We start from the raw sequence: 12,899 nt of genomic DNA on the forward strand, positions 1-12,899 counted from the left end.
GTGTGACAGAAGTTGTGGATTGCCTAGAATGAATGCGGTTCGAAATCGGTTCATAAAGAAGCACTCTATCTATGCAGAGTTTCCAGTTCCCTCGTATCGTTCTTATTGCCATTGCTGTGGTTTGCTTCTGCGGAGCGATTTCCTTCGCAGCTGAAGAATTGCCTGCAGATGTACATTTCGTGCGTCATGTGTTCCCGACGCTGCAGACGAAATGTTTCACATGCCACGGGGATGATGAAGGAGAATTACGAGGAGATTTGAATCTCAAAACTCAAGTTGATTTGCTCAAGGGGGGAGAGAGTGGAGAGACGTCGGTGGTGGCCGGGAAGCCGGACGAAAGCCTGCTCTATCTGGCTGTAACGCGTAACAGCGATGTCGTCGGCGCCATGCCACCCAAGGAAAATGATGCGCTCACAAAGCAGCAGGTTGCTGCAATCAAAACGTGGATCGAACGGGGGGCTGTTTGGCCGAGTGAGAAGCGGATCGTCGAGATTCGCAAAGAGTATCAATCTCAATGGGACGCCGAGGATGGCATCCCGATTCAAACCAGCGGGGGGCTTTCCGACGATTGGACGAATCGTCGTTACGAAACCGAAAATCTCTGGGCGTATCAACCACTCTGGGCTGATCCAGATGGAGTCCTGAAAGCTGCGCAGGAAAATTCGATCGATGTGCTCATCAACAATCGACTGAACGAAATCGGACTTCCCTCATCCCAGCGAGCGGACCGGCGAACGCTGATTCGCCGAGCTACTTATGACCTCATCGGACTTCCGCCAACGATTCAGGAGATCGAGAACTTTCTCAATGATCCCGCCGAGGATTTTGTGGCGTTTCAAACAGTGGTTGAACGATTACTTGAGTCTCCGCATTATGGAGAACGGTGGGGACAGCATTGGCTCGACGTAGTTCGGTATGCGGACAGTTCCGGGTTTGCGAATGACTACGAACGCGGGAATGCCTGGAGGTATCGCGACTACGTGGTTCGTTCATTTAATGAAGACAAGCCGTATGACCAGTTTGTTCGCGAACAGATCGCCGGTGATGAAATCGATCCGACCAATCCAGAAAACTTAATTGCTGTCGGGTTTCTCAGAATGGGGCCTTGGGAATTGACCGGGATGGAAGTTCCGAAAGTCGCGAGGCAGCGGTTTCTTGATGATGTGACCGATATTGTCGGGCAAACTTTTCTCGGGCACATGTTGCAATGTGCCCGCTGCCACGACCACAAATTCGATCCCGTCCCGACACGAGATTATTACTCGATCCAGGCAGCATTCGCGACCACTCAACTGGTGGAACGTCATGTCGATTTTATGAAAGAAGAAAACGTCTCGGGGTTTGAGGAGCGTGAATTGCTTTTGGCTCGGCGAAAGCACTATTTGGCGATGCTGAATGATCTCAACAAGAAAAAAACGATTCAGGCTGCACGAGACTGGTATCGAGACGAAGAGAAGGACTCCTCCCATTTTGAGGCGATTTTTAACAAGCTGGTTGAAAAGAAGGGGGGCGAAGAAAAAGTCAATGTGGGAGAAGTGCGGACTGCGATGCAGAAAGCGAAGATCGATCCCAGCCTGATTCCTCCCAGGCACGTCGGGTTTCAGCCGGCCGACTTCGGTAAAGAACGGGTCGCCAGAAAAGGGCTTGAGCGACTCCTGTGGAGACTGGATCGATACGATCCTTATGCGTTGAGTGTCTATAATGGAAAAACGCTTCAGCGAAAATCAGTCAGTGCTCCGGTACGCATGCCCAAAAATCCCCGTGGGCAAGGAGAGCTTGAAGAGTCATTCATCCTGACGGGTGGTGACCCATTCTCGCCGTCTCTTCCGGTCACGCCTGGAAATCTGAGTGCCGTCAGCTTCACGGGCTCAAACGTACCTCGGACAGAGTCAATTTATGATCGGAGATTGGAATTAGCGAATTGGATTGCATCCAAAGAAAACCCGCTGACTGCACGAGTGATGGTCAACCGGATCTGGCAAGGACATTTTGGTCAAGGAATTGCTGGGAATCCAAACAACTTTGGGACAACTGGCAAAAAGCCAACTCATCCAAAACTACTCGACTACCTTGCACGTGAGTTCATGGACTCTGGTTGGTCTGTGAAGCACATGCACAGAAAGATTATGGCTTCGGATGCGTATTGCCGCTCATCAAAACATTCTGACACGCAACAATTGAACGCTCTCGATCCATTAAGAGAAACCTATGCAGTCTTCCTTCCGCGACGACTTGAAGCTGAAGAGATTCGCGATTCAATGCTCGCCGTCTCTGGAGAGCTCAATCCTGAAATCGGAGGGATTCCATCTCGACCAGAAATGAATCTCGAGGCCGCCTTGCAACCGAGGCAGGTGATGGGAACATTCGCTGAAGGATGGCAACCTTCTGTCTCACCAGAGCAGCGGCATCGTCGTTCGATTTACTCTTTGAAGATTCGCGGTTTGGGTGATCCGTTTATGGAAGTTTTTAACTCTCCTGGTTCAGATCTTTCCTGCGAAAAACGCGAAGCATCGACGGTCACTCCGCAGGTTTTTGCGTTGATGAACAACGAACAGACCTATGCACGCGGACTGGCGATGGCAAACTCCACGCTCGAAAAATCGCCTCAAGCTTCTGACTCAGAAATTATTCAAGCGATTTATCAGCGAACGCTTGGACGTGTTCCAGTCGATCTGGAATTGAATGCTTGCTTGAGTCATTGGCAGCAAATGACCAAGCGGCATCAAACACTTGAGATCGAACGAATTGAATACCCGACAGAGGTCGAACGAGAAGCCGTTGAAGAGAACACCGGAGAAAAGTTTCGGTTCACCGAACCGTTGGAGTTCTATCAAAATTTCGTCCCCGATCTTCAAGCTGCTGATGTCGATGCTCGCACACGTGCATTGGCTGAGGTCTGTCTTGTTCTCTTGAATTCAAATGAGTTCCTGTACGTTTATTAGCTGGAAGCTATGAGTACGACGAAAGTCAATTTGTCAGAAACTCTGTCAGAAACATAGCATTAACATCGCGAAATATAGCATTGTTGAATCCAATGAATCACGACATCTTATCTCGAAACACTCTTCCGCGGCGCAGCGTCTTGTACGGTCTTGGTGCGTCGCTGGGGAGTTTGGCTTTTTCATCAATGTTGGCTGAAGAGCAGGGGGGAAAGGCATCGACTGGTCCACTGACTTCGAAGAAAGGGCACTTCCCAGCGAAAGCAAAACGCTGCATCTTCCTGACCATGGAAGGTGGGCCATCGCATATCGATACGTTTGATCCAAAGCCGAAGCTTCACGATCTGCATCTGCAGGAATTCCAGCGTAGCGGCGAGATGAAATCGGCGATGGAATCCGGGAAACGCTACTACGTGCAAAGTCCGTTTGAATTTCAAAAAGCGGGTGAGAGTGGCGCAGATATCTCGACGAATTGGAAGCACCTGGCGCAGAATGTTGATGACATCTGTTTCTATCGTGGCTGTCAGGTCGACTCGGTGAATCATCCAACAGCGATGTATCAGCTCAATACCGGAAATCGCTTTGGTGGCGATCCAGCCATCGGTTCCTGGGTCACGTATGGGCTCGGGTCGACGAATCAGAATCTGCCTGGCTATTTCGTTTTGCCGGAAGTCTCATTTCCTCAAGGAGGCGCAGCGAATTGGGGGAACGGATTTCTTCCTGCACATTTTCAGGGGACTCCTCTTCGCTCTAAAGGGGCGCCGATTCTTGACCTGTTGCCGATGAAACATGTCACTCGCAAGCATCAGCGTGAAAATCTGGATCTGTTGAAAACATTGAACCAACAGCACTTGGTACAACATCCGCAACATGATGAACTTTCTGCACGCATGGAGTCCTACGAACTCGCATTTCGAATGCAGGCAGAAGTTCCAGAGTTGGTCGACCTCAGCAACGAAGATCAGAAAACTCAAGAGCTTTACGGGATCGGGCAGGAACCGACGGATGCCTTTGGGCGGAAGTGTTTACTCGCCCGCAAGATGGTTGAGAATGGTGTGCGATTCGTGCAACTCTACGCAGGTTCCTGGGACTCACACGACTACATTGCACGTGCTCACGGCAACCTGATTCAACGCGTGGACCAACCGATCTCGGCGCTTCTGACTGACCTGAAACAGCGAGGACTTTTAGATAGCACGCTCGTTGTCTGGTGTGGAGAGTTTGGACGCTCTCCCGATAATGGGCAACGTGGGGGAACCGCTTATGGACGAGATCATAACCCCAAAGCGATGACGATTTGGATGGCTGGCGGCGGCGTGAAAGCCGGTCACACCATTGGAGCCACAGACGAAACGGGAGCCGAAGCTGTTGAAAATGTCCATCACATCCGTGATTTACACATCACTCTTTTGAAACTTCTCGGGCTGGACGATAACAGGTTGACATACTTCCACGGTGGACGTTTTAAACAACTCAGTCAGTTCGGCGGAGAAGTCATCAAAGAACTGATTGCTTAAAGCATTTTGCTCTACCGTGTACTCGCGAAGAACGCATTTCTAAAAACGTGCTTGTCGTTGGGAGAGGTATTCGACGAGAGCTGTGTCAAATCTCATGCTGGTATCCAACTCGACAAAGTCGGCGCCCACTGTTCGACAGGACTTCTTGTAGGTCTCGCGCATTTCGTGAAGTGCATCGAGGTATTCTTTTCGAATTCCAGCTGCATCAACCAGCATTTTCTGGTCGGATTCCGGATCGCGTAAGTCGCACATTCCCGTAAACGGAAAGTGAACTTCCGCTTCATCGAGGACATGGAAAATGATGACATCATGGCCAGCGTAGCGTAACATGCGAATGGCGTCGATGACTGGTTTAGAATCAGTCAGCAAGTCCGAGAACAGCATGACCAGACTTTTAGTTTTGACCATTGCAGCGAACTTCTGCAAATTTTTGGCGATCTCGGTAGGTCCGGTCGGTTTCGTTTTTGCGAGGACGGCAAGGATGTTGGCAAGCTGCGAACGTTTACTTTTTGCTGGAAGGCTCGCCTGAATTTTTTGATCAAAAGTGATCAGTCCGACCGGGTCTTGCTGATGCACCATCATGTAAGCGAGTGCCGCAGCCAGGCAGATTGAGTATTCGAATTTGGTCAACTCCTGACGATATGTGTAGGCCATACTCTCTGAAAGGTCTATCAGAAGGTAACCGGTGATGTTGGTTTCCGCCTGATATTTCTTGACGTAATAACGATCCGTTTTAGCATAAACCAGCCAGTCAATGTCCTTCGGATCATCCCCATGGGCGTAACGTTTGTGTTCGCTGAATTCGACGCTGAATCCCTGAAATGGGGATGCGTGAAGTCCGGACAAAAAACCTTCGACGATGAATTTTGCGCGGAGATCAAGCCGGGCAACATTCCGAATCACATCGGGCTTCAGATACTTCTCGGCTGATGAGGACATAACGCCTTTGAGCTTTCAAAAGGAAAGCGACTGAGGTCACTACTGTGTTCCCTGTGGTGTTCCCTGTGGAGTTGGACGGCATCATTGTTCCAAACGACGATTTCCGACGAACTCTGATTCTACTGGTTGATCACAAACTTTCAGGACCGAACTTACCCGATTGAACGGACGTTCCATTCAAGAACTCGGCTGCAGACATGGGACGTTTTCCAGAAGGTTGAAGTTTGAGAATTTCGACAGCACCATTTCCGGTTCGCACGAAAATTCGTTTCTCGACTTGCGACGTTTCTCCCGGTTGGAGATTTTGCATCGATGCCGCTTCATCTTCTGAAAGTTCTACGATGTCGAGAATCAAAATGCGAGTCGATTTTTTTTCCGGGAGGTGAAGGAATGTGAACGCCATCGGCCATGGCTGCATTCCACGGACATGCCAGCCAAGTTCATCGCTTCGCATTGACCAGTCAATTGCCCCATGTTCCTTGCGAATCTTGGGAGCCCGGGTGACTTCAGTCGGCTCTTGTTTGAGGTGCTCGATGTTTCCAGATTCCAGACCATCGAGGACTTCTAATGTCAGCGGGGCGGAAAGTTCTGCCATGCGATCATGGAGTTCTCCGCTGGTTTCTTTGGGGCCAATGTCGGTTTTGACGACACCCAGAATAGGGCCGGCATCCAGTTTCGGTTCGATCTGAAAGATGGTGACGCCAGACTCAGTCTCTCCATTCAGGACTGCGAACTGGACCGGAGCCGCCCCTCGATATTTGGGTAACAATGAACCATGAAGGTTGATCGCTCCCAGTCGCGGGATATCGAGAAGTTCGCTGGACAAAATTTGACCGTACGCTGCAACAACGAAAATGTCTGCCTGAAATTTGTCTAACTGTTGCAATGACTCTTCAGTGTTGACGTTCGCCGGTTGAAAGACTTCGACTCCCCCGGCAAGCGCGGCTTCCTTCATTTCATTGACATGATTGTGATGCCCTCGGCCGACTCGGTCAGGCTGCGTAACGAGTCCGACGACATCATGATCTGAATCAATCAATGCTTGAAAGGCAGGGAGTGCAAATGTTCCCGTGCCCATCATTACCACTCTCAACGACATCAAAAATCCTTAGCTGGGCAGCGCCGCTTTGCGCCTGACTGAGTTGCGTAAAATGTTTGTCAGGAATAGTTTATCCCAATCGTCTGTGCAGAACAATGAGATCCCTTCGGTTTCCCTGCAACGGTCGGATCTGAGGTTGGGGCTGTTAAGCGTGAAGGCGTTTCCAGTGCTTGTTGTGGCCGTGAAGGTCGCTTTGATGATTTTCTCTCATGAATTCGGAGACTGCTCGTCGCGACAGGTCTACTCCCGGATTCTCGATTCGAGACCATTTTCACCGTCATTCAACGACACTGTTCGTTGCAGAATTCGAAACGGGGCATCTCCAATTGGTGCGCCTCCGTTATGGAAGTGAATTCCTTGGTAGAGGTAATGATCCATCGGACGATGTGTGTGTCCAAAGTAGACGTGCTTAATGCCTGTCTCGCGTCCGTGGCCAATGTTGTCCATGTAATTCAAGATCCGCTTTGCAACTCGCTTGCAGGGGTAGACTGCTGGAGGGGCCAAGCGGTGCAGCTGCGCCTTGATGGCGACGTCGTACAGTCGGTTGTGGAGTTCTGTTCTTGAGCCATGCGCGAACTGTTCACGCTGAAGTTTCAGGCAAGCTGCGGACATCGTCTTGTCTGCAACATCTCCATGCAGGAACAGCGAGTCTCCCAAGCGATAGTAGTAGCGACTCCATTCAAAAGTTTTCATTTCCTGCTCTAAAAACGGAAGTCGTTCGAGTAGTTCCGGATGATCGTCATGGTTCCCAAGCAGAAAATGGACCTGACAATGATTTGTCTGAGAATCGAATTCGCGCAACCATTCCACAGCTGCATGTGCAGTTTCATCTTCAGTGAGATACTTTGACCAACGGAAGTCGAAGATATCTCCTCCCAGAATGCAAAGTTCTGATTCACGTGCGGTTTTGATGATTTGATCTTGGTAACGCTCGGCGTTTGAGCGGCGGGCGAACATATGTAAATCTGCAACAAAACAAAATTTCGGCATCTTTGTGTTCCGTCTATAAAATCCTTCGACAAAAAAACTTTGCTACAATCTTGATATTCTACGCTGATCGAATCTGATGTTTGCGTGAATTTGCTGGATTCTCAAGACTTGCTTTAATAAGCCGCGATACTCAGCTTCAATTTTGGCACATCTGTTTATTGAGGTCTCCGTTTGAGTTACTCTGACGAACAGTTTACATCAAATCTCAGTTTCTGTCGAAAGAGTCGGCAATGATCAACGTCTCCGAGCAACGTCTGCAAACGACATGCCTGCTGTTTATTGTCGCTGTGCTATCTTCGTTTGCCGCATATTGGCTCCGTCCGGTTCTGGTCCCGTTTGTTGTGGCGGTCTTCATTGTAAGCGGAGTTTCACCCATTCTTGAAGCATTGCAGCGTTCGGTCGCATCGACACGACTCATGGCTGCGGCGATTGCTTTCTTGGTGGGCTGTTTGCTCATCGCACTTCTGATGGGAGCTTTGTGGGCGTCGGTGGTTGATTTGGCAAAGAACGCTGGAGCGTATCAAAGACGCGTTGAAGAACTCATCACGGAAGCGCAAGACTACATTCCCTGGGAGACTTCCGAATCGGCTGATGAACCTTCGCGTAGGAAGAGGCTGTTGAGTCCTCGGTCTTCCATTCCTGCGAACTCTAAAGATGAAACTGAAACTGACGGCGATTCCGCTTCAGAGAAAATCACTGTGGCGAATGCAGACTCAAAGAACTCATCAGATGATTCCCCAGTTGAGAAGCCCTCACCGGAAGAGATCCTCATCAAAGAGACGTCTCCGTCCGAAGTCGCGTCGTCCCCCAGCGAGGAACCGACAGGCGAACCGGCGGATAAACTTGAGATTCCAGTCCATTTGGATGTGACTGTGTCTGAGAAAGATGGTGGCAACAGTTCTGGAAATCAACTCGAAAGCGATTCGTTGGACCGTGCCGTTTCGAATGAATTCGATGCGATCAAGGCGAGGAATCCCATCGAAGGTTTCGAAGATTTTGTCACTCGCACTCTGAAGTCAGGCGTTTTTCATCTTTCTCAAGTGTTTCTGGAGATGATCTCAACGAGCTTGATTGTGTTGATTTATGTCTTCTTCCTGTTGCTTGGGGCTCCTGCGAGTCAAACATCCTCTCCCGTTTGGAGAGACCTCGATCGACAAATTCGGACGTATCTTTCTCTGAAGACTATCATTTCCCTCGTCACCGGATTCGCCTTTGGATTTGCCCTTTGGATCTTTGGAATCCCGATGGCGGTCGCTTTCGGCATGCTCGCTTTTCTGCTCAATTTCATTCCCAACATCGGTCCGATCATCGCCAGTTTGTTGCCTCTCCCGCTGATTCTGCTGGCTCCCGATGGAACGCTGCTGTGGATGGGAATGGCCATCACCGTGACGTTTGGGGTTCAATTTCTGAGCGGAAATGTGATCGAACCGAAGATCATGGGGCAGCAATCGGATTTGCATCCCATTGTGATTCTTCTCGCCTTGATGTTTTGGGGGATGCTGTGGGGGATTGTCGGAATGTTTCTGGCGACACCGATTACTGCCGCCATTCGGCTGGCGTTGCTTCAATTTGAACTGACACGTCCTGTCGCTGAAGTGATGGCAGGGCGGCTTCCTGGAAAAGAAGAGACCACACCTTCGACGGCCTGACACATTTGTAAATAACACATGTTTCGGATTGCTGTCTTCGGGCAGTCTCATGACAGACAGCGATTTTGAAGCTGTCTCTTCGGCTGTACAGACCATCTCAGCGGGTGAGTGCGGTCTCGCAGGCGACCCGGTAACTGATCGTGGGGGAACTTCGCTTCTTGACGCATTGTTAGAATGCGAAGAATATTCAGTTTGGGGGACTCTTTCGATTCTTACCTAATCGTTACAGCCGGACTCACCCCACCTCTATTGTTAAGACTAATGGGGCGTCTCGGGTCGGGTTGTATCAAAGATGGCGATTGGTTCGATCATCACAGTTAGTTCGGCAGAACTTAGTTTGCCGTCTCACCTTGATATCACTCTGATGTACGGAAGATCGATCATGCATTTCGTCAATAAGAAGGCAATCGTTGCTCTTACCCTTGTGGCAGGGCTGGCCTTCTGTAATTTCAGCTCGGCCGAAGAACCGCAGAAACTTGATCCACAAGTTCAGGCTCTCATTCAAAGACTTGAAGCTGCCGAAAAGCAGATTCAATCTCTCACGGTCGAACTCTCGGAAGTCAAAGAGGGACAGGTGGTCTCGCGACCGTTTCCAGAAACCTCCAAGGAGCCATCTCAGGTTCCTGTTCCCGCAGGCACGCTGCCGCTCGAAGTCGAAGGAATCTTTGGAAGTGAGCAGAGCGAGTTCGCTCTGGAAGCTGAGTCGGTTCGACCGCCGAGTGTGGAACAGACGTTTTTTCCGGCGGTCGGACAAGAGGAGCTTACTGCTTTCGAAGAAGCGATCACCACCCCAGACAATGTCGATCAGAGGCTCTCGGCGCTGGAAGATGGTTGGAAAGAACTCGATAAGGCTTGGAGCAGCTTTGATTCTGCTCAGAAGAAAATGAAAGCAGACGCAGCCAAGAAGCCAACATTTCAGATTGGCGGACGGATTCACGCAGATTACTGGGACTTCGTGAACTCCTCGCAAGGGATTAATAATTTTGAACACCCGGATATGATGCTTCCTAACTTTGGGGATCCACCAGAAGATCGGGCATTGTTCAGGCGTATTCGTCTCGAAATGAAGGGGGATATTCTTGAGACAATGCTCTGGAGAATTCAGGTCGATTTTAACAATCCTTCCAACGCAGAAATCAAAGATGCGTACTTTGGCTTTAAAGAACTTCCACTGAATCAGCAGTTGCTGATTGGTAACCAGAAACGTCCACTAGGCTTGGATCACCTGAACAGTAGCCGCTTTAACGTTTTCATGGAGCGACCATTCGTGGTTGAAGCCTTTAACGAAGATGCCCGCCGTCCGGGGATTGCGATGTATGGTTACAGTGACGATGAAAGCTTGAACTGGCGTTACGGTGCCTACATGCTAGAAAGCGTTGCCCGTACCGGAAGGGTGATCGGTCAATCAAGTCAGATGAGCTTGAATGCCCGGGTCTCTGGAAGCCCCTGGTACGATAAGGCGTCTGGTGGGCGTGGGTACTTTCACTGGGGACTTGCTGGAATGGTTGCACGTCCAGATGGCGACCGGGATGACTCCGATACGAACTTCAACGAAGCCCGATTTCGCACACGTGCCGCTACGAGAAGCGACAGACGCTGGCTGAATACCGATCGTATTGTTGGTGCAGAGAATTACGAAATTATTGGGCTGGAATCGATCTTTAATGTCGGTCCGTTTCAGGCTGTCAGTGAATACCAGCATACCTGGCTCCAGCGTGAGACTGGTGAGGATCTACAGTTCGGTGGAGCGTACTTTTACCTTTCCTATTTCCTGACCGGAGAACACATTCCTTACACGAGAACGTCAGGAACCATCGGTCGTGTGAAGCCGTTTGAGAACTTCTTCCTGGTCGACAATTGCTTCGGCGGACACAGCACCGGTTGGGGAGCCTGGAACGTCGCTGTTCGATACGACTATCTCGATCTGAGTGACAAAGACATTCTCGGAGGGGTCGGAACTGCCTGGACAACTGCTTTGAACTGGTACTGGACTCCGTATTCCAAAGTCCAGTTTGATGCCTCTTACGGAAAAATCAGAGATCACGAGCCGGTCGATGGATATACGGGGGGACACTATTTCCTCTTGGGTACCCGTTTCGCTGTTGATTTCTAGAGCTGGTCCAGGAATTTGAAAATGCTCTCTCAAACACTGAGATCAGCGACTCTTTCACAAGTTTATAGACTGACTGAAATGCTTGTCTTGAATGCTTGGCTTGACCGTGAAGAACGACTCGGCATCAGAAATATTCTGTACGCCATGTGGCGGAACGCAAGCAGCATTTCCGGAGATGTGTTTTCGTGGTCTGGGACGTCTTCCTCAGCAGGGAAGGCTCAGTTGAGTGTCACTGGACTCGCGGCTCAATCTCTTATTCGAAATTATCGTGTAGCCCCAATGGAGTTGAATATATGAAACTCATTCAATCGATACTGCTCTTCTCTTTGTTCGCCTCGCTTTCAACATCTGTTGAAGCTGGTTTGTTTTCGGTGAAAAGTAAGCCAGCCGGATGCTATGACAATGTCGAATGTGCTCCCTGCAGCTACACATGCTGCCCGGAAGTGAAGACAAAGAAAGTGAAAAAGCATTGCTGGGAAGTCGAATGCGAGCCGGTTTGCATTCCCGAAGTACAGTGTCCGCTGTTTAATTTCTTCCGAAAAAATAAATGCGAGCCTTGCAATGAAGTCGATGTCTACGGACGCCCGCTAAGCAGTTTGCGTGCAAAGGTCCGTGTGGTCAAGAAGTTGAAAAAGGTTGAATATGAATGTGAGGAATGCGTCGTAGAGTGGAACGTTCAATGTCTTTCAGCAGGGAGTCGCAAGTCCAGAGACACGACTGGAGTGGAGTCGGGCTGCTGTCAAATTCGCTGATCGAATTTGATGAGTTGCGATGAAGTATTGACTCAACGAAAAGAAGCCCGACCAGATGAGAGGTCGGGCTTCTTTTGTAATAGGAGAACTGTTTGGGGCACGCTGTTCCAAGGGGCCAGCGTTTAAAGACCAATGGATACTTAAGTCACTCTCGTGGCGGCGATGTTACTGCAGACCAACCGAGAAAGATGCTCTAGTTGTAGTAAGGATTTGAACCGTTTGGTTGATTGATGGTGTTCCCGTAGGCTGGGAATGTTGTGGGTTGGTAAACAGGCGAGGTCGGAGCGTTGTACTGGACCTGCGAATTGTTGAACGGAATCGTTGAGTTTCCGTAATTCGTGGGTGTTCTGTATCGATCTTGTGAAAGTGGTGAGTTAAGGAAGTAGCCGTTCTGGTACTGACCAACTCCTGTCGTTCCGGTTTGACACTGGCCATTCACACAGTTCACCTGGTTGATGTATGGGGAGTATTGTCCGTTTACGTAACCTTGTGTGTACTGGCCGTTTGCCTGGTGTTGAAGGTGGTTGCACTGTCCGTTTGCACAAGCTGCGGGAAGTCCCACTGTTGAGTTGATCGGGTATTGAGTCTGGCTGCCGTACGTGGAGTTCGAATAGTTTTGGCAAGGCAGAGTGGAACTGGCTGGCTGAGTGTATTGGTATTGAGTTTGGTAAATGTTTTGACTCGGCTGTGAGTATTGGTAATTGCTCGGTGTGACCCCATAATTCGGCTGGCTCACGTTGTGGTTTGACTTAAAGGGATTGAAGATCCCAAGGAAGTCCTGTGCGTTTGCTGCTGTTGCTGAGGTGAAAATGATCAGGGATGTCAAGATATTTGTGGAGTAACTCATAGTGAACGATTCCTTTTGGAATTTTAGTTGGTCTGTTTCACGACTTGTGAAATC

Annotated in this window: 8 protein-coding genes; 4 read left to right on the top strand and 4 right to left on the bottom strand. The window is 49.8% G+C overall.

Annotation, left to right across the window (positions count from 1 at the left end; translation table 11 throughout):
• Positions 1-71 precede the first annotated feature (71 nt).
• Positions 72-2,942 carry a PSD1 and planctomycete cytochrome C domain-containing protein gene (locus tag Mal48_RS04320; RefSeq protein ID WP_145196481.1) on the top strand — a complete coding sequence of 957 codons (2,871 nt, stop codon included), beginning with the start codon at positions 72-74 and terminating at the stop codon, positions 2,940-2,942.
• Positions 2,943-3,034: 92 nt separating this feature from the next.
• Positions 3,035-4,456 (top strand): DUF1501 domain-containing protein, encoded by a 1,422-nt coding sequence (locus Mal48_RS04325; protein WP_145196483.1) that lies wholly within the window; start codon positions 3,035-3,037, stop codon positions 4,454-4,456.
• A 39-nt stretch (positions 4,457-4,495) separates the two neighbouring features.
• Here Mal48_RS04325 and Mal48_RS04330 read toward each other — a convergent pair whose 3' ends face one another.
• From Mal48_RS04330 to Mal48_RS04340, 3 genes are all read right to left on the bottom strand, one after another.
• Positions 4,496-5,395, bottom strand: coding sequence for a DUF58 domain-containing protein (locus Mal48_RS04330; RefSeq protein WP_145196485.1), 900 nt, complete (start codon positions 5,393-5,395; stop codon positions 4,496-4,498).
• A 130-nt stretch (positions 5,396-5,525) separates the two neighbouring features.
• Positions 5,526-6,494, bottom strand: a complete 969-nt coding sequence (fmt, locus tag Mal48_RS04335; RefSeq protein WP_145196487.1) for a methionyl-tRNA formyltransferase — start codon at positions 6,492-6,494, stop codon at positions 5,526-5,528.
• Between the two features lie 240 nt (positions 6,495-6,734).
• Complete coding sequence (locus tag Mal48_RS04340) at positions 6,735-7,484, bottom strand: metallophosphoesterase (RefSeq protein ID WP_145196489.1); 750 nt, start codon at positions 7,482-7,484, stop codon at positions 6,735-6,737.
• A gap of 230 nt (positions 7,485-7,714) precedes the next feature.
• Between Mal48_RS04340 and Mal48_RS04345 the strand changes: the two genes are divergently transcribed.
• Together Mal48_RS04345 and Mal48_RS04350 are read left to right on the top strand one after the other, a co-directional pair.
• On the top strand, positions 7,715-9,133 hold the full coding sequence (locus tag Mal48_RS04345) for an AI-2E family transporter (protein ID WP_145196490.1): 1,419 nt from the start codon (positions 7,715-7,717) through the stop codon (positions 9,131-9,133).
• A gap of 382 nt (positions 9,134-9,515) precedes the next feature.
• On the top strand, positions 9,516-11,246 hold the full coding sequence (locus Mal48_RS04350) for an OprO/OprP family phosphate-selective porin (protein ID WP_197442048.1): 1,731 nt from the start codon (positions 9,516-9,518) through the stop codon (positions 11,244-11,246).
• 945 nt (positions 11,247-12,191) lie between these two features.
• Here the strand turns inward: Mal48_RS04350 and Mal48_RS04355 are convergent.
• Positions 12,192-12,845, bottom strand: a complete 654-nt coding sequence (locus Mal48_RS04355) for a hypothetical protein (protein ID WP_145196494.1) — start codon at positions 12,843-12,845, stop codon at positions 12,192-12,194.
• Positions 12,846-12,899 lie beyond the last annotated feature (54 nt).

The sequence above is a fragment of the Thalassoglobus polymorphus genome (assembly GCF_007744255.1).
In the GTDB taxonomy this organism is placed as follows: Bacteria; Planctomycetota; Planctomycetia; order Planctomycetales; family Planctomycetaceae; genus Thalassoglobus; species Thalassoglobus polymorphus.